This is a genomic window from Nocardia sp. MH4 (assembly GCF_019266065.1).
In the GTDB taxonomy this organism is placed as follows: domain Bacteria; phylum Actinomycetota; class Actinomycetes; order Mycobacteriales; family Mycobacteriaceae; genus Nocardia; species Nocardia canadensis.
In genome coordinates, this window is sequence record NZ_LPNR01000065.1 from 1 (window position 1) to 16881 (window position 16881).

Annotated in this window: 15 protein-coding genes; 11 read left to right on the plus strand and 4 right to left on the minus strand. The window is 70.5% G+C overall.

Features of this window, described 5'->3' with window-relative positions:
* On the plus strand, positions 1–1105 hold a 1105-nt coding region (locus tag ATM97_RS05305), incomplete at its 5' end, for an AAA family ATPase (RefSeq protein ID WP_218716815.1).
* A 71-nt stretch (positions 1106–1176) separates the two neighbouring features.
* Positions 1177–1809 carry an HAD family acid phosphatase gene (locus tag ATM97_RS05310; protein ID WP_218716816.1) on the plus strand — a complete coding sequence of 211 codons (633 nt, stop codon included), beginning with the start codon at positions 1177–1179 and terminating at the stop codon, positions 1807–1809.
* Positions 1810–1866: 57 nt separating this feature from the next.
* Here ATM97_RS05310 and ATM97_RS05315 read toward each other — a convergent pair whose 3' ends face one another.
* Together ATM97_RS05315 and ATM97_RS05320 are read right to left on the minus strand one after the other, a co-directional pair.
* Positions 1867–3009: an MFS transporter gene (locus ATM97_RS05315; RefSeq protein ID WP_218716817.1), complete on the minus strand. Its 1143-nt coding sequence runs from the start codon at positions 3007–3009 to the stop codon at positions 1867–1869.
* 404 nt (positions 3010–3413) lie between these two features.
* Positions 3414–4325, minus strand: coding sequence for an NmrA family NAD(P)-binding protein (locus ATM97_RS05320; protein ID WP_218716818.1), 912 nt, complete (start codon positions 4323–4325; stop codon positions 3414–3416).
* A gap of 112 nt (positions 4326–4437) precedes the next feature.
* On the opposite strand from ATM97_RS05320, the gene ATM97_RS05325 reads away from it, so the two are divergent.
* On the plus strand, positions 4438–5202 hold the full coding sequence (locus ATM97_RS05325; protein WP_218716819.1) for a TetR/AcrR family transcriptional regulator: 765 nt from the start codon (positions 4438–4440) through the stop codon (positions 5200–5202).
* Here the strand turns inward: ATM97_RS05325 and ATM97_RS05330 are convergent.
* Positions 5186–5575, minus strand: a complete 390-nt coding sequence (locus ATM97_RS05330) for a DUF2237 family protein (protein WP_019048221.1) — start codon at positions 5573–5575, stop codon at positions 5186–5188. The genes ATM97_RS05325 and ATM97_RS05330 overlap by 17 nt on opposite strands.
* A 155-nt stretch (positions 5576–5730) precedes the next feature.
* On the opposite strand from ATM97_RS05330, the gene ftsY reads away from it, so the two are divergent.
* From ftsY to ffh, 6 genes are all read left to right on the plus strand, one after another.
* Complete coding sequence (gene ftsY, locus ATM97_RS05335; protein WP_218716820.1) at positions 5731–7221, plus strand: signal recognition particle-docking protein FtsY; 1491 nt, start codon at positions 5731–5733, stop codon at positions 7219–7221.
* A 292-nt stretch (positions 7222–7513) separates the two neighbouring features.
* Complete coding sequence (locus ATM97_RS05340; RefSeq protein ID WP_218716821.1) at positions 7514–8860, plus strand: ammonium transporter; 1347 nt, start codon at positions 7514–7516, stop codon at positions 8858–8860.
* Positions 8861–8865: 5 nt separating this feature from the next.
* Positions 8866–9204, plus strand: a complete 339-nt coding sequence (locus tag ATM97_RS05345) for a P-II family nitrogen regulator (RefSeq protein ID WP_110036141.1) — start codon at positions 8866–8868, stop codon at positions 9202–9204.
* A gap of 83 nt (positions 9205–9287) precedes the next feature.
* Positions 9288–11729, plus strand: a complete 2442-nt coding sequence (locus ATM97_RS05350) for a [protein-PII] uridylyltransferase (RefSeq protein ID WP_218716822.1) — start codon at positions 9288–9290, stop codon at positions 11727–11729.
* 133 nt (positions 11730–11862) lie between these two features.
* Complete coding sequence (locus tag ATM97_RS05355; protein ID WP_308248378.1) at positions 11863–12177, plus strand: hypothetical protein; 315 nt, start codon at positions 11863–11865, stop codon at positions 12175–12177.
* A 55-nt stretch (positions 12178–12232) separates the two neighbouring features.
* Positions 12233–13795 (plus strand): signal recognition particle protein, encoded by a 1563-nt coding sequence (ffh, locus tag ATM97_RS05360; RefSeq protein WP_218716823.1) that lies wholly within the window; start codon positions 12233–12235, stop codon positions 13793–13795.
* 172 nt (positions 13796–13967) lie between these two features.
* Here the strand turns inward: ffh and ATM97_RS05365 are convergent, their stop codons facing one another.
* Positions 13968–14759 carry a methyltransferase gene (locus ATM97_RS05365; RefSeq protein WP_218716824.1) on the minus strand — a complete coding sequence of 264 codons (792 nt, stop codon included), beginning with the start codon at positions 14757–14759 and terminating at the stop codon, positions 13968–13970.
* 104 nt (positions 14760–14863) lie between these two features.
* On the opposite strand from ATM97_RS05365, the gene ATM97_RS05370 reads away from it, so the two are divergent.
* Positions 14864–15679 carry a nuclear transport factor 2 family protein gene (locus ATM97_RS05370; protein WP_218716825.1) on the plus strand — a complete coding sequence of 272 codons (816 nt, stop codon included), beginning with the start codon at positions 14864–14866 and terminating at the stop codon, positions 15677–15679.
* 88 nt (positions 15680–15767) lie between these two features.
* Positions 15768–16862, plus strand: a complete 1095-nt coding sequence (locus tag ATM97_RS05375) for an amidohydrolase family protein (protein WP_218716826.1) — start codon at positions 15768–15770, stop codon at positions 16860–16862.
* Positions 16863–16881: the final 19 nt, after the last annotated feature.

Genomic DNA, 16881 nt, shown 5'->3' on the forward strand with positions numbered 1-16881 from the left:
GCGCCGCCAAGCCGCCGCCGTGGCCGCCGCGGTCGCGGAGTCGGGGGCGAAGATCGCGCGTGAGCTCGAGCAGGTCGTGGCCGCCGCCGCGGCCCGGCGCGACGAGCTGGTCCGGCGTCGCGGCGAATGCGCCGCCGCGCTCGAACAGGTGAAGGAGCGGTCGCGGGCGCTGACCACCCAGCTGGCCCAGCTCACCGACGCCGTGCACCGCGACGAGGTCGCCAAGGCCCAGGCGGCCCTGCGCATCGAACAGCTCGAGACGACCATCTCCGAGCAGTTCGGCATCGCGCTGGCCGATCTCGTGGCCGAGTACGGACCCGATGTCGCGCTGCCGCCCTCGGCGCTGGAATTGCAGGAGTACGAGGCCGCCAAGGAGCGGGGCGAGCAGGTCAGCGCGCCGCAGCCGATGCCCTACGATCGGGCCACCCAGGAGCGCCGCGCCAAACGCGCCGAGAAGGACCTCAGCACCCTGGGCAAGGTGAACCCGCTGGCACTGGAGGAGTTCGCGGCGCTCGAGGAGCGCTACACCTTCCTCGCCACTCAGCTCGAGGACGTCAAGAACGCGCGCAAGGACCTGCTCGACGTGGTCGCCGAGGTCGACGCGCGCATCCTGCAGGTGTTCACCGAGGCCTACGCCGACGTGGAGCGGGAGTTCGTCGGCGTCTTCGCCAAGCTGTTCCCCGGCGGCGAGGGCAGGCTGGTGCTCACCGACCCCTCCGACATGCTCACCACCGGCATCGAGGTGGAGGCCAGGCCGCCGGGCAAGAAGGTCAAGCGCCTGTCGCTGCTCTCCGGCGGCGAGAAGTCGCTGACGGCGGTCGCGTTGCTGGTCAGCATCTTCCGGGCCAGGCCGTCGCCGTTCTATGTGATGGACGAGGTCGAGGCGGCGCTCGACGACACCAATCTGCGCAGGCTCATCGGCCTGTTCGAGCAGTTGCGGGAGAAGAGCCAGCTGATCGTCATCACCCATCAGAAGCCGACCATGGAGATCGCCGACGCGCTCTACGGCGTCAGCATGCGCGGTGACGGCATCACCCAGGTGATCTCGCAACGGTTGAACCGCGCCGAGGTGACCGATACCGATCCGGTGGGCGCGTCGGCGTAGCTGTCCCACTGTCCGGGATGGTGAAATGGCAACACATTTCACCGATGGTGGCCGCTGTTAGCGTGCGACGGATGAAACGTGTTACAGCATCGCTGGTCGCCGGTATCGCGGCCGCGCTCCTCGCCCCACTGCCCGTGGCCGGCGGCGACACCGGTTCGTCGTCGCTGTCCGGCGGCGGCTCGTCGTCGTTGTCGGGCAACAAGTCCGAGCTGCCGCCGTACGCGCAGTGGATCGGCGAGATCACGCCCGTCGTGGCCGAGGCGAAGACCTATCTCGCCGGCCGGCTGCCCGGCGCGACCAAACCCGCGATCGTCTTCGACATCGACAACACGACGCTCGAGACCTCCTACAACACGGGGCTGATCATCCCGGCGATCCAGCCGGTGCTCGGCCTGGCCACCTGGGCGAAGCAGAACGGCGCCGCGATCATCTTCGTCACCGGTAGGCCCGCGCTGGTCAACGCCTATTCGCAGGCGAACCTGAGCTCGGTGGGCTACCCGGTCGACGGGCTGTACGGCAGCGCGCCGACCACGCTGTCGGCGGGCAATGCCGGACTGGCCGAGTACAAGACCGCGAGCAGGGCCGATATCGAGAGCAGGGGCTACACGATCGTCGCCAATATCGGCAACAGCCCGTCGGACCTGTCCGGTGGGCACGCCGAGCGCACCTTCAAGTTCCCGGATTACAACGGCGCGCTGAACTGATCCGCGCGCGACGGCGCCGGGGAGGCCGGCATTCGCTCGGCGCTGTGGCGGGGCTTCTCACGGTGCGACCGGAGTCGAGTCGCGGGGGGCGATCGCGACGAGGATCGCCGCGACCCCGATGGCGAGTGCCGCGATCGTGGCGGTCGCGGTCCAGCCGAACCACTCGACCGCGGCCGCGCCGAAGGCGGTGCCGAGGCTGCCGCCCACGAAATACACCATCATGTACGCGCTGTTGAAGCGCGCGGGCGAGGCCGGGTCGATGGCGAGCACGGTGCTCTGATTCGCGACCTGGGCGGCGAAGAGGCCGGCGTCGAACAGCGCGAGGCAGACCAGCGTCACCACGGTGCCGGTCAGGCTGGTGCCCAGGACGATCGCGGCGACACCGGCCAGGGCGAGACCGATCAGCAGGACCCGCCGGGGGCCGACGCGATCGGTCCATCCGCCCGCGATCCGCGTCGCCGCGATGCCCGACAGCCCTGCCAGGGCGTACAGGCCGATCTGTTCCGCCGAATACGAGAACGGCGGCTCGGACAGCGCGACCGCGAGTCCGCTCCACACCGCGCAGAACGCGAAGAACCACAGCGCGCCGCGGATCGACGCGGTCCGCAGTGTGCCGTCGCGTGCCATCAGGCGGGGGAGGGAACGCAGCGTCCGGAGGTAGCCGCGATCGCTGGTGCCCCGCTCGGTCGGCAGCACGGCCAGGCAGCCGAGCGCGACGCACCCGCAGGCGGCCGCGAACGTCAGTTGCATCGCACGCCAGCCGATCTCGTCGGCGAGCCACCCGCCGACGATGCGCCCGGCCAGGATGCCTGCCGAGATCCCCGCGGTCACGATGCCGAGGATCGTCGCGCGCCGATCCGGTGACGCGAGCCGTCCCGCCACCGAACTGAGCCCGGCGCCCACCGCCGAACACGCCCCGACCACGCCGATCACCACCCCCAGCTGCCACGGTCGGCCGACCGTCGCGCTCATCGCCAATGCCGCGGCGAGCACCGCGAACTGGACCGCGAGCAGCCGCGCGGGCGAGAACCGGTCGACCAGCGGGACCAGCAGCCCGAGCCCTACCAGATACCCGACCGGCCCGCACGCCAGCGCGGTCCCCACGACCGCGATCCCCGCGCCCACCGAGTCCGCGACATCCGCGATCGCGGATTGCAGCGGATACAGCGCCGAGGTCCCCAGCGCGGCAGCCGATGACATGAACAACACGACAGAGCCACGCAGCGGAGTTCTCGGCCTCGTGGCGACAGGTTCAGCATGCACAACGACCGACGGTAGGAAGCCGCCGAACCGGTCGCTGGCGGGATAACGACGTCACCGTCACGACCCGCCGACCAGGTGTGGTGATGCGGTGAGACCCGACAGACCACCCTCCACTGCGCCGCATCGCCCGAGCGTGCCGGAGCCTGAACCGTGCGCAGAGAGCCCGCTCGAGCCACCGGGAGCCGCGCGGTATCGGCCTGCCACCGCCCGGCGTGACAAGGCTCGGCGGGCCTGGTCAGGTGACCGGCACCCTGGCCGGAATCCGCGCTGTGCTGCCGGGGCTACGCCGCGTGGCTGCGCGCTGTTGCCTGGTCGCACGGCTGCGGCGGGCGACGCGGTGGTCAGGCGGTCGGGGCGGGCTCGTCGAGCTCGGCCGATATTTTCGCCGCTCCGCCCGTGGCCAGCCATTCCCGCAGGGTTGTGAGGCCCGGGTACAGCGCGCGCAGGGCGGGGAGGTCGGCGTGCCAGCCGCCGGTTTCGCGGATCAATCGCCAGGTGTTGCCCAGTTGGGGGCCGATCGCCTCGGCCTCGGATTCGTCGATCTCGCGGTAGTGGATCGCCCGGCCGGTGGCCTCGGCGATGGCCGCGGCGGCCGCGACCGGGGTGATCGCCTCGCTCGCCAGCTCCAGGGTCCGGCCGTGCCAGTCGGCCGGAGCGGCGAAGGCCAGCGCGGCGAAGGCGGCGATGTCGGCCAGGGCGACCATCTGGAGCGGCTGATCGGCGGGGAACAGGTGGCGGTGTTCCCCGCCCGCCCTGATGCCGTCGACCGGCGATCCCCGCAGGAGGTAGTTCTCCATGAACCGCACCGGGCGCAGCACGGTGTAGCGCAGGCCGGACGCGGCGACCGCGTCCTCGATCCGGCGTTTGCCCTCCTGGCCCCACGAGTCGGCCGAGCCGAGCGCGGCCACGCCGGTGAACACGATCTGGTCGGTGCCCGCGGCGCGCGCGGCATCGACCATGGCGACACCACGGCGGCCCTCATCGCCCGCGTTCCAGCCGCTCGGGCCGTAATCGACTGGGGGAACGAGGAATACGGCCCGGACCCCGGTGGCGGCCGCCCGCAGCGAGGCGGGATCGTCGAAATCGCCGATCGCCAGCTCGGCGCCGGCCTCGGCCAGGGCGCGGGCCGCCGGCGCGGCGGGATCGCGGACGAGGGCGCGGACCGGGTGTCCGTCGGCCAGCAGTTTCCCGGCGGTGGCGCCGCCCTGCTTGCCGGTCGCGCCGGTGATCAGAACGGGCAGTGCTGAAGTCATTGCGGATGAGCTCCGTTTCGTTCCCTATAATCGGGTCGGTCGACCCGTATTCCGGACGGTACGGGCGGGTCGACCCGGTTGACCAGGTGTGGTGCAGGGAAGGCGTAACGAAATGTCCGTCGACAACGGCGCGGAACCGGCCATCCGGGCCGACGCCCGGCGTAACCGGGCCCTCGTGCTGGCCGCCGCGCAGCGCGCGCTCGCCGAACGCGGCACCACCGTCTCGCTGGCGGAGGTCGCCCGCCGGGCCGGCGTCGGCGCGGGCACCGTTCACCGGCACTTCCCGACCAAGACCGATCTCCTGGAGGCGGTGATGCAGCAGCGGGTCGACCGGCTCGCCGCGCTGGCCGCCGAGCACCTGGCCGATCCCGACCCCGGCGCGGCCTTCTTCGCGCTGTGCACCCACGTCATCGTGACGACGCCGGGCAACAAGGACCTCTGTGACCTGGTGCAATCCGACGACGGCTGGCCACGAGCCCTGCTTCGCGGCGCGGGCAACCGCTTCCATCGGGCGCTGGGCGCCCTGCTCGCCGCCGCCCAGCGGCAGGGCACCGTTCGCGCCGATGTCGGCGTCGCCGACGTGCTCGACATCTTCACCGGCTGCGTGGCGATCCAACGGCATCGGCGCGCGGGCGAGCCGCTCGCGCCCGCTGTCGTGCTCGTCCTCGACGCCCTGCGCGCCCGCCCGGCGGGCGTCACGGAACCGGCGCCGTCAGGCCGTGACGAAACGGGTCCGGGTGACGAAACTCCGCGCTGTCCCGTGTGCGCCGCACCGGTGCGCCGATCGGCCACCGGCAGGCCCGCCCGCTACTGCTCGGCAGCCTGCCGGCAGAAGGCGCACCGCAGGCGCCACCCCGTGCCTACAGCAGATCGCTGACGTCGTCCGGCACGTCCACGGCGTATTTGCGGAGGATGTCCATGGAGATGACCTCCAGGGCGTTCTCGTGCGTCGCGGCCAGCACCACCGGTGCGGCGACGCCGTCCTCGTGCGCGTGCAACCAGCGCACCGCCACCACACACCAGCGGTCGCCCGGCTGCAGGCCGGGGAAGTTGTTCTCCGGACGCGGAGTGCTGAGGTCGTTGCCGATGGATGCCTGATGCTCCAGGAATTCCGCCGTCACGACCGTGCACACGGTGTGGCTGCCGAGATCCTCCGGACCGGTGCTGCAGCAGCCGTCCCGGTAGAAGCCCGTGAGAGGATCGGTGCCGCACTCTTCCAGCGGCCCCCCAAGCACGTTTCGATCGGTCACGTCGCCGATCCTATGGGGCGAGCGCCAGAAGTTCCGCAGGACAACGAATCTGTAGTGTTTCCCCGGCGTGCCGATGCGCTCCGTCCCTCGTCACCGACCCGCCGCGCCGACGCCGCCGACGTGCCGCGATCCGCCTCCCGAATAGACTCTGCCGGGTGAGTTCGCAAGCGTGGATCCTGATCGCCGCGATCGCCGCCGTGCTGTTGGTGGCGCTCGTCGCGGGTTTCGTCCTGTACAAGCGGCGCCAGATCTCCCTGGCACCGCCCGAGCCGGACAAGGAGTTGACGGACCGGTCCGGTGGGTACACCGCGTCCGGCGGATTCAGTTTCAGTCAGGGTGGGTCGGCGCCCACGCTGCCACGACCCGAACCGGTGGGGGAGCGCACCGACGACGAGGGGCAGCCGCACGTCGGCGACGACGCCGCCGTCCCGCGCGACGCCCCCCGCCGCGGCATCACCGACGTCCCGCTGCCCGAGGCCGATGTCCAGGCCGCCGAGACCGTGGTCGTCCCGGACGACCTGAGCTCCCTGGACACCACCGCGACCGAGACCGCGCCCACCGAGACCGCGCCCACCGACACCGTCCCCGTCGAGACGGCACTGGCCGAGACCGAACCCACCCCGGCCGAGACCGCGCCCGCCGAACCTGTCGCCGAGGCCCCCGCCCCGACCGCGCCCGCCGAGGTCGACGCGGTCGCCGCCGCGATCGAGGAGATCGACCCCACCTCCGGCCGGCTCGAGCGCCTGCGCGGCAGGCTGTCCCGTTCGCAGAACGCGGTCGGCAAGAGCCTGCTCGGTCTGCTCGGCGGTGGTGACCTCGACGAGGACTCGTGGGAGGAGGTCGAGGACACCCTGGTGCTGGCCGATATCGGCACCGCGAGCACCGCGAAGATCGTCGAGCGCCTGCGCGAGGAGATGGCCGCGCGCAGCGTGCGCACACCGGAGCAGGCCCGCGCCGCCCTGCGTGACGTGCTGATCGAGGCGCTGCGCCCCGAGCTGGACCGGTCCATCCACGCGTTGCCGCACGCCGACCATCCGGCGATCCTGCTGGTCGTCGGCGTCAACGGCACCGGCAAGACCACCACCACCGGCAAACTGGCCCGGGTGCTCGTCGCCGACGGCCGCCGGGTGCTGCTCGGCGCCGCCGACACCTTCCGCGCCGCCGCCGCCGATCAGCTACAGACCTGGGGCGAGCGGGTCGGCGCCGAGACCGTGCGTGGCAAGGAAGCCGCCGACCCGGCCGCCGTCGCCTTCGACGCGGTCACCGCCGGCATCGATCGCGGGGTCGACGCGGTCCTGATCGATACCGCGGGTCGCTTGCACACCAAGACCGGCCTGATGGACGAGCTGGGCAAGGTCAAGCGCGTCGTGGAGAAGAAGGCCGAGGTCGACGAGGTCCTGCTGGTGCTCGACTCGACCGTCGGCCAGAACGGCCTGATGCAGGCGCGGGTCTTCGCCGATGTCGTCGACATCACCGGCGTCGTGCTGACCAAGCTGGACGGCACCGCCAAGGGCGGCATCGTGTTCCAGGTGCAGCACGAGCTGGGCGTGCCGGTGAAGCTCGTCGGTCTGGGCGAGGGCGCCGACGATCTGGCGCCGTTCGAGCCCGGTGCCTTCGTCGACGCCCTGCTCGGCGGCGCCGCGTAGTCAGCCGGCGATGCCCGCCCGATCCAGCGATCGGGCGGGCATCGCTGTTTTCCAGGGGAAACGCCGTGCCCGCCTCCCCGCGCGAACGCCGGGCGAACCGCACACTCGTACCGGTCTCACCGTGAGGCGACAAGTGGTGGCCAACCGCACGAAACGTGGAAGCAACACAACCGCGCTATCCGTTCACTCAGGTGAAACACCACAGCTCAACGGATGAAACACCGAGTGGCGACCCTTCTGTACAGGTCCTTTTGCCGTCATCGGCAGGGCCCGAGATGAGGAGGAACACAAGGTGGCATTTCCCGTAATCGGCGCACCCGATGCCGGTGACACTGCATGGTTGCTGACCGCGTCAGCACTCGTGCTGCTGATGACGCCGGGCTTGGCGTTTTTCTACGGCGGTATGGTCCGTGGCAAGAACGTGCTGAACATGATCATGATGAGCATCTCCGCGATGGGTCTGGTGACCATCCTGTGGTGTCTCTACGGCTTCTCAGTGGCATTCGGCGAAGACAAGGGCAACTTCTTCGGTGACCCGCTCCAGTACTTCGGCCTGAAGGGCGTGTTCGGCGGCCAGTACCTGGCCACCACCGACCCGGCGACGCCGGCGGGGATCCCGCTCGCGGGCACCATCCCGCTGTCGGTCTTCGTCGCCTTCCAGCTCATGTTCGCGATCATCACGGTCGCCCTCATCTCGGGTGCGGTCGCCGACCGCCTGAAGTTCGGTTCGTGGCTCGTCTTTGCCGGAATTTGGGCCACCATCGTCTACTTCCCCGTCGCGCACTGGGTCTTCGCCTTCGACGGCATCACCGCCGAGAACGGCGGCTGGATCGCGACCAACCTCAAGGCGATCGACTTCGCCGGTGGTACCGCGGTGCACATCAACGCCGGTGCGGCCGGTCTGGTCCTGTGCCTGATCCTCGGTAAGCGCAAGGGCTGGCCGAAGTCCCCGTTCCGTCCGCACAACCTGCCGTTCGTCATGCTCGGCGCCGGTCTGCTGTGGTTCGGCTGGTACGGCTTCAACGCGGGTTCGGCGGTCGGCTCCAACGGTATCGCCGGTGCCACCTTCCTCACCACCACCATCGCCACCGCGGCCGCGATGCTCGCCTGGCTGCTGGTGGAGAAGATCCGTGACGGTCACCCGACCTCCCTCGGCGCGGCCTCGGGCATCGTCGCCGGTCTGGTCGCGATCACCCCGGCCTGTTCCTCGGTGAACGTCGTCGGCGCGCTGGCCATCGGTGTCGTCTCCGGCGCGCTGTGCGCCCTGGCCGTCGGCCTGAAGTTCCGCTTCGGCTTCGACGACTCGCTCGACGTCGTCGGCGTCCACCTGGTCGGTGGTCTGGTCGGCACCCTGATGGTCGGCCTGGTCGCCACGGCCGAAGCTCCCGCAGCTGTCGAGGGTCTGTTCTACGGTGGTGGAGTCGAGCAGTTGAAGCTGCAGGCTGTCGGTGCCTTCACCGTCCTGGCCTACTCGCTGGTCGTGACGGCCGTGATCGCGTACGCGATCAAGTTCACCATCGGCCTGCGCGCGAGCGAGGAGTCCGAGGCGGCGGGCCTGGACGAGTCCGAGCACGCGGAAACCGCTTACGATTTCGCTGCTGTGGGTGGCACGGCACGCTCGCTCGTCAAGGAGGCATGACGAACATGAAACTGGTTACGGCAATCGTCAAACCGTTCACGCTCGAAGACGTGAAGACCGGGCTGGAGCAGGCAGGCGTGCTCGGCATGACCGTCAGCGAAGTCCAGGGATACGGCCGGCAGAAGGGCCACACCGAGGTCTACCGCGGTGCGGAGTACTCGGTGGACTTCGTTCCGAAGGTTCGTGTCGAGGTCGTCGTCGACGACGCGTCGGTCGAGAAGGTCGTCGAGGTGATCGTCGAGGCCTCGCGCACCGGGAAGATCGGTGACGGCAAGGTGTGGGTGACCCCGGTGGACACCATCATCCGGGTCCGCACCGGCGAACGCGGAAGCGACGCTCTGTAATTCGGTAGCGACGCACGGTTGTAAACGATCGAGCGGCGGCCCCGCTCCCACCGGTACGACCCGGTCGGGGCGGGGCCGCCCGCATGAATGGCGGTGGGACTGTGGCACAACAGAACGGCGGTATTCAGAACAACGGGGCGGCCGACCTGGTCAAGGCCAGAGCACAGCTGCTCGACGGGGCGGGGCCCCGAAATCCCCGGCTCGATCCGGAATCGCTGCGCGCGGCCCTGGTCGACCTGTTCGAACTGTGGCTCACCAGCAAGGGCAACGAACTGGGCATCACCGCCGACAGCGGCCTGGCCGTCGTCGCGGTCGGCGGCCTCGGCCGTCGCGAGATGCTGCCGTTCTCCGATCTGGATCTGGTGCTGCTGCACGACGACGTCGACCCGGCCGTGGTGTCGGAGGTCGCCGATCAGCTCTGGTATCCGCTGTGGGACGCCCACATCAAGCTCGATCACAGTGTCCGCACCGTGCCGCAGGCGCTGCGGGTGGCCGCCGACGACATGGTCGCCGCGCTCGGCCTGCTCGAGGCCCGCCACATCGTCGGTGACGAGGACCTGTCCAATCTGCTCATCGGCGGAGTGCGCCGGGAGTGGCGGACCGGCATCCGGTCCCGCTTCGACGAACTGATCGCCCAGACCACCGCGCGCTGGCAGCGCAGCGGCGAGATCGCCCACCGCGCCGAGCCCGACCTCAAGAACGGCCGGGGCGGCCTGCGCGATATCCAGCTGCTCGACGCGCTCGCCATCGCCCAGCTGACCGACGCCATGCCGGGGCTGGGCCCCGAGGTCCCCGGCGGCGGCCTGAAGCAGGCCCATCGCAGGCTGCTCGACGTGCGCACCGAACTGCACCGCGTCGCCGGTCGCGCCCGCGACCAGCTGCGCGCCCAGGATGCCGACGAGATCGGCGCCGCGCTACGCATCGGTGATCGGTTCGATCTGGCCCGCACGCTGAGCGATTCGGCCCGCACGGTGAGCTACTCGACCGATGTCGGCCTGCGCACCGCGGCCAACGCGCTGCCGCGCCGCGGCCTGGCCAGGCTGCGCCGGATGCCGGTGCGCCGACCACTCGATGAGGGGGTGGTCGAGCACTCCGGCGAGGTGGTGCTGGCCAGGGACGCGCGGCCACAGCGCGATCCCGGCCTGATCCTGCGGGTCGCCGCCGCCTCGGCGCAGACCGGGCTGCCGATGTCGGCGACCACGCTCAACCGGCTCTCCGAGGACGCGCCGGAACTGCGCGAGCCGTGGCCCAAGGACGCGCTCAACGACCTGCTGGTCCTGCTCGGCGCCGGCCGCGGCAGCATCGACGCGGTCGAGGCGCTGGATCGAACCGGCCTGTGGGGCAGGCTGTTCCCCGAGTGGGGCGCGGTCCGTGACCTGCCGCCGCGCGACGCCCTGCACACCTGGACCGTCGACCGGCACCTGATGGAGACCGTCGCCTACGCGGGCGCGCTCAGCACCAGGGTGGCCCGGCCGGATCTGCTCGCGCTCGGCGCGCTGCTGCACGACATCGGCAAGGGCCGGGCGGGCGATCACAGCGTCGTCGGCGCCGAACTGGCCACCCACATCGGCCGCAGGCTCGGCCTGTGGCCCTCGGACGTGCGCACGCTCAGCGCGATCGTGCGCCACCATCTGCTGCTGCCCGACACCGCGACCCGGCGTGACCTGGCCGATCCGGAGACCGTCCGGTTCGTCGCCGACGCGCTCGGCGGTGACGTCGGTCTGCTCGAACTGCTGCACGCGCTCGCCGAGGCCGACTCGATGGCCACCGGCCCCGGTGTCTGGGGTGACTGGAAGGCCTCGCTCATCGGTGACCTGGTGCGGCGCTGCAAGCTGGTGATGGCGGGGGAGCCGCTGCCGCAGCCGGAACCGATCGACCCGGAGCTGCTGGAGAAGGCGCGGGCGGGCGGCGTGCACGTCACCCTCACACCGGGCGAGGGCAAGCACACCTACCTGGTGAACGTCATCGCGCCCGACGAGCCCGGCCTGCTCTCCGACGCCGCGGGTGTGCTGGCCCTGCACTCGCTGCGGGTGCTGTCGGCCTCGCTCGGCAGCGCGGGGGAGTCGGCGATCAACACCTTCGTGGTGACGCCGAAGTTCGGTGACCCACCGGACGCGGGCCTGCTGCGCCAGGAGCTGATCCGGGCCACCACCGGCGCGCTGAACCTGCCCGAGGTGCTCGCCAAGCGCGAGGCCGAGGCGGTCGGCGCCGGACCGGGCCGCTATGCCCGCGCTCAGCCACGGATGATCTGGTCGGCCACCAGCACGCCGGGACTGGTGATTCTCGAACTGCGCGCCGAAGACCGGGTGGGCCTGCTCAGCAGGTTGGCGGGCACCTTCGCCACGGCCGGGGTGAATGTCCGCTGGGCCAAGGTCGTCACGATGGGGTCGGCCGTGGTCGACGCCTTCTGTCTCGATCTGGGTGACGCCGACAGCCCGCAGCTGCGTGACCGCATCGAGAAGGCGGTCCTGGACGTGGTGCCGCTCCCGGCGCCCCCGCCGCCCGCGGAGGCGAGCGCCGACTGAGACAGTCAGGACACGGTTTCACCACCGATTGCTATCAGGTTGCCCGTCAACGGTCGGCGTTGCCCGATCAGTCGAGATCAGACCTATAGCATTCGAGAGGTCTGGCTGTCACTCGTTCGAGGGGAGCAGATCCGTGGCTATCGAAGTCGTTTCCGCATCGATGATGACCAGTGACGCGACCACGCATATCGCGCGCTGCGTCGGCGGTGACCTGTGGGTGGTTTCGTGGCTACCGGGGCGCACACTCACCGGCGCCCAGGCCCTGGCGGCGATGACCATCGCCTCCACGACCGCCCGGCACGTCGACAGTCCCGATGCCGAGTGGGCGCGGATCGAGGCGCTCTCGCGTGAACTGGGTCTCACCGGGCGGGAGGCGGTGTACCTGGTGAACATCGAAAACCACGAATTGCGGCGCACCGCGCCACCGCACGTGCGGCACCGGGAATAACACCCATTACCCTGGGAGGGCAATAGACGTCCCTTTCAGATCAGGAGCGCGATCGGTGTTCGAATCCCTGTCCGACCGGCTTACCGGTGCACTGCAGGATCTGCGCGGTAAGGGGCGTCTGTCACCGGCCGACATCGACGCCACGGCGCGCGAGATCCGCCTCGCCCTCCTGGAAGCCGACGTCGCGCTGCCCGTGGTGCGCGGCTTCATCGCCAACGTCAAGGAACGCGCCAAGGGCGCCGAGGTCTCCGCGGCGCTGAACCCGGCGCAGCAGGTCGTCAAGATCGTCAACGAGGAGCTCGTCGGCATCCTCGGCGGGGAGACCCGCAGGCTCAATCTCGCCAAGAATCCGCCGACGGTCATCATGCTGGCCGGCTTGCAGGGTGCCGGTAAGACCACCCTCGCCGGCAAGCTCGCCAAATGGCTCAAGGGCCAGGGTCATCAGCCGCTGCTGGTCGCCTGTGACCTCCAGCGTCCCGGCGCGGTCACCCAGCTGCAGGTCGTCGGTGAGCGCGCGGGCGTGCCCGTGTTCGCCCCGCATCCCGGCACCTCCGTGGGCGGCGGCGAGAACCCGCTCGGCATCTCCGCGGCCGACCCGGTCGGCGTCGCCCGCGCCGGTGTCGAGGAGGCCAAGGCCAAGCAGCACGACGTGGTCATCGTCGACACCGCGGGCCGTCTCGGTATCGACGCCGAGCTGATGCGCCAGGCCGCGGGCATCCGCGACGCCGTGCAGCCCGACGAGACCCTGTTCGTGCTCGACGCGATGATCGGTCAGGACGCGGTCAGCACCGCCGAGGCGTTCCGCGACGGTGTCGGCTTCACCGGTGTCGTGCTCACCAAGCTCGACGGCGACGCGCGCGGTGGTGCCGCGCTGTCGGTCCGCAACGTGACCGGTTCGCCGATCATGTTCGCCTCCACCGGTGAGAAGCTCGAGGACTTCGACGTCTTCCACCCGGACCGGATGGCCTCGCGCATTCTCGGCATGGGTGACGTGCTCACCCTGATCGAGCAGGCCGAGCAGGTCTACGACGCCCAGCAGGCCGAGGAGACCGCCCGCAAGATCGGCAGCGGCGAGCTCACCCTCGAGGACTTCCTCGATCAAATGCTGGCCATCCGCAAGATGGGCCCGATCGGCAACCTGCTCGGCATGCTGCCGGGCGCCGGTCAGATGAAGGACGTGCTCGCCCAGGTCGACGACAAGCAGCTCGACCGCGTGCAGGCCATCATCCGCGGCATGACCCCCGCCGAGCGCGACAACCCGAAGATCATCAACGCCTCCCGCCGCCTGCGCATCGCCAACGGCTCGGGCGTGCAGGTCTCCGAGGTCAACCAGCTCGTCGACCGCTTCTTCGAGGCCAAGAAGATGATGGCCATGATGGGCCGTCAGATGGGCCTGCCCGGCGCGCGCCGCGGCAACAACAAGAAGGGCAAGAAGGGCAAGAAGGGTGGTCGCGGCCCGACCCCGCCGAAGATGCGCGGTGGTTTCCCCGGTATGCCCGCCGGGATGCCCGGTCTGCCGCCGGGCATGGACCTGTCGCAGATGCCGCCCGGCCTGGACCAGCTGCCGCCCGGTCTGGAAGGTATCGACCTGTCGCAGCTGAAGTTCCCCAAGAACTGAGCTGTGTTATTCGAGCGCTGGTGCGCTCGAGTCGCGGCCCCTTCTGTCCCGCCGATCAGCGGCAGTTGCTTGCTCCTTCGTCGCTTGCGCAACTGCCGCTGATCGGCGGGACGGCCGCGACCGCCGCTGCGCGGCGAACCCTCCTCGAGGTCGGGTTGTGCGGGGGGAGTTGTCAGATCACGCCGGGGATCAGGGCTTTGCGGGTCGGGGGGTAGTCGACGAACTTCTCCCGGTACCAGCGGTGCGTCGCGAAGGCGCGCGGCACCAGGTTGCCCGCGGTGATCAGGAAGATGGCCACGCCGGCCAGCGACCAGGTGAGTAGCGCGAACCCGGCCCAGGCGATCAGTTCGCCCAGGTAGGCCGGGCTGCTGACGAAACGGAAGCCGCCGCCGTGCGGGATGCGGTACTCGGCGGCGCCGGGGTTGTTCTTGTCGCGCAGGTTGCGCACGATCGCCTCCGACCGGACCAGCAGGCCGAAGCCGCACAGGTACACCACGAGCCCGATCAGGAAGCGCGGGTCGGTGAGCCAGGCGGTGCCGTACTGGTTCTTGTAGTCGTGGCTGAAGAACGCGCCGTTGAGGTAGCCGTGCAACGCGGTGACGAACACCCCGGCCGCGACCACCGAGAAGTTGAAGCTGCTCTTCTTGCCCGGCACCTGCCGGATGGAGAGCGGGAAGAACCAGCCGCGATTGCCGTAGTGCAGCAGCCAGATCGCCGCCAGCACCAGCGGCACCGGCTCGAAACGGTCGGGCCCGCCGAGGTAGAACACCGCGAACACCACGGTCGCGGGCAGTTCCATCAGCCACCAGCCGAGCTTGGGGTTGAGATTGAAGCCGATCGAGGTCGAGGCGAAACGGCCGTAGGGACTCTGCGCGAACAGTCCGCCCACGATCACGAACGCGGCGAAGGCGAAGGCGATGGCCAGCACCGTGTCGTAGGTGGCGTTCCCGGTGTACCAGTCCATCGAGATTCCTTTGTCCAACAGAGCGCGGGCACGATCGCCGACGCAAAACTAGAACACGTTCTATCATGGATCGGGCAGGGGCAGCGCGACTATGGAGGACCTACATGCCGTTGGATCGGACCGCGGAAGACCTGCTGGCGGCCGTGCAGGCCTCACCGCGCGCGGTGGCCGCGCACGACAAGGACGCCTGGGTCGGCCTGTTCGTCGACAACGCCGCGGTGCACGATCCGTACGGCGCGCGCGAACACATCGGCCGCGAGGCGATCTCGCGGTTCTACAACGTCTTCATCGCGCCGAACACCATCGCCTTCCGGGTCGAGCGCGACCTGGTCGCCGGGCGCACGGTGGTGCGCGACCTGCACATCGAGACCACCATGTCGACCGGCGCCACCGTCACCGTGCCCATGCACCTGCGCTACGACCTGATCGAGTCGGCCGACGGCTGGCGGATCGCGCGCCTGGCCGCGCACTGGGAGCTGGCGGTGATGATCCGGCGGCTGCTGGCCACCGGCCCGGCCGGGGTGCTGGCCGGGACCAAGCTTGGTCCGCAACTGGTCTCCGAGCTGGGCGTCGGCGGCGCGATGGGCATGCTGCGTGGCCTGCGCGGCGTGGGCGCGACGGGCAAGCGCGTCGTCGGCAGGCTGTTCGGCGCCGCCGCCGCGGGCGACCCGGCGGGCGTGCGGGACCTGCTCGGGGCCAGGGCGGCGGTGGAACTGCCTGCCGGGCGGCCGGTCGACGCGGCCGGGTTCGCCGAGCTCGCGCGAGACATCCGGTGGGACAAGATGATCGCCGCCGGGCGCACGGTCAGCGCGAGTGTGCGGATCGGTACCGCGCAGGGGGTGGCCTTCGTCGACTTCGCGGCCGACGAGCCGCGGATCGTCGCGGTGACGGTCTTCCTCGACGAACCGCTCGGCCGCTAGTCACCGGCAGCGGGCTCGCGCCCGAGGCGAGTGCCTCGGCCGCCCCCGAGCGGTAGGTTGGGGGCCAGGCCGACGTCTGGAGGTTCGTGTGCATCTGCGTGGTGTGGTTCTCCCCGGGGACGAGGAGCGCGACCTGTGGGTCGTCGACGGGTCCGTCACCTTCGAGCCGGTCGCCGGGGCCGAAACCTTGTGCCGCACCGGCTGGATCGTGCCCGGCCTGGTCGACGCCCACTGTCACGTCGGCATCCGCTACGGCGGCGGCGACGAGACCCGCGAGGGCGCGATCGACCAGGCCGAGACCGAGCGCGACGCCGGTGCGCTGCTGCTGCGCGACGCGGGCTCGCCGATCGACACCCGCTTCATCGACGAGCACGCCGAGCTCCCGCGCATCATCCGCGCGGGCCGCCACATCGCCCGCCCCAAGCGCTACATCCGCGAACTGGGCATCGAGCTCGACGACGAACGCGACCTGCCGGAGATCGTCGCCGAGCAGGCCCGCTTCGGTGACGGCTGGGTCAAGATCGTGGGCGACTGGATCGACCGCTCCGTCGGCGACCTGCGCCCGCTGTGGAGCGACGACATCCTGAAGCAGGCGATCGACGCCGCCCACGCCAACGGCGCCCGCGTCACCGCCCACGTCTTCGGTGAGGACGCTCTGCCCGGCCTGATCAACGCGGGCATCGACTGCCTCGAGCACGGCACCGGCATCACCGACGACACCATCGAGCTGATGCTCGCCCACGGCACCGCCCTGGTCCCCACCCTGATCAATATCGACACCTTCCCCGGCATCGCCGACAGCGCGGGCAAGTTCCCCGTCTACGCCGCCCACATGCGCGACCTGCACCGCCGCGTCCGCGACACGGTCGGCAACGCCCACGAGGCGGGGGTGCCCATCTACGCGGGCACCGACGCGGGCGGTTCCATCCGCCACGGCCGCATCGCCGACGAGATCGCCGCCCTGGGCGGTGCGGGTCTGTCGCCCCACGAGGCCCTGGGCGCCGCGTCCTGGAACGCCCGCGCCTGGCTGGGTCGCCCCGGCATCGAGGAAGGCGCTCCCGCCGACTTCGTCGTCTACTCCGACGACCCCCGCACCACTCCGGCCGCGCTCACCGACCCCGACTGGGTCGTCCTGCGCGGTCTGGTCGTCAAAACCCCGAACCCGGTGACCGGCCACCGCTGACCGGTGGCGGGAACGGCCG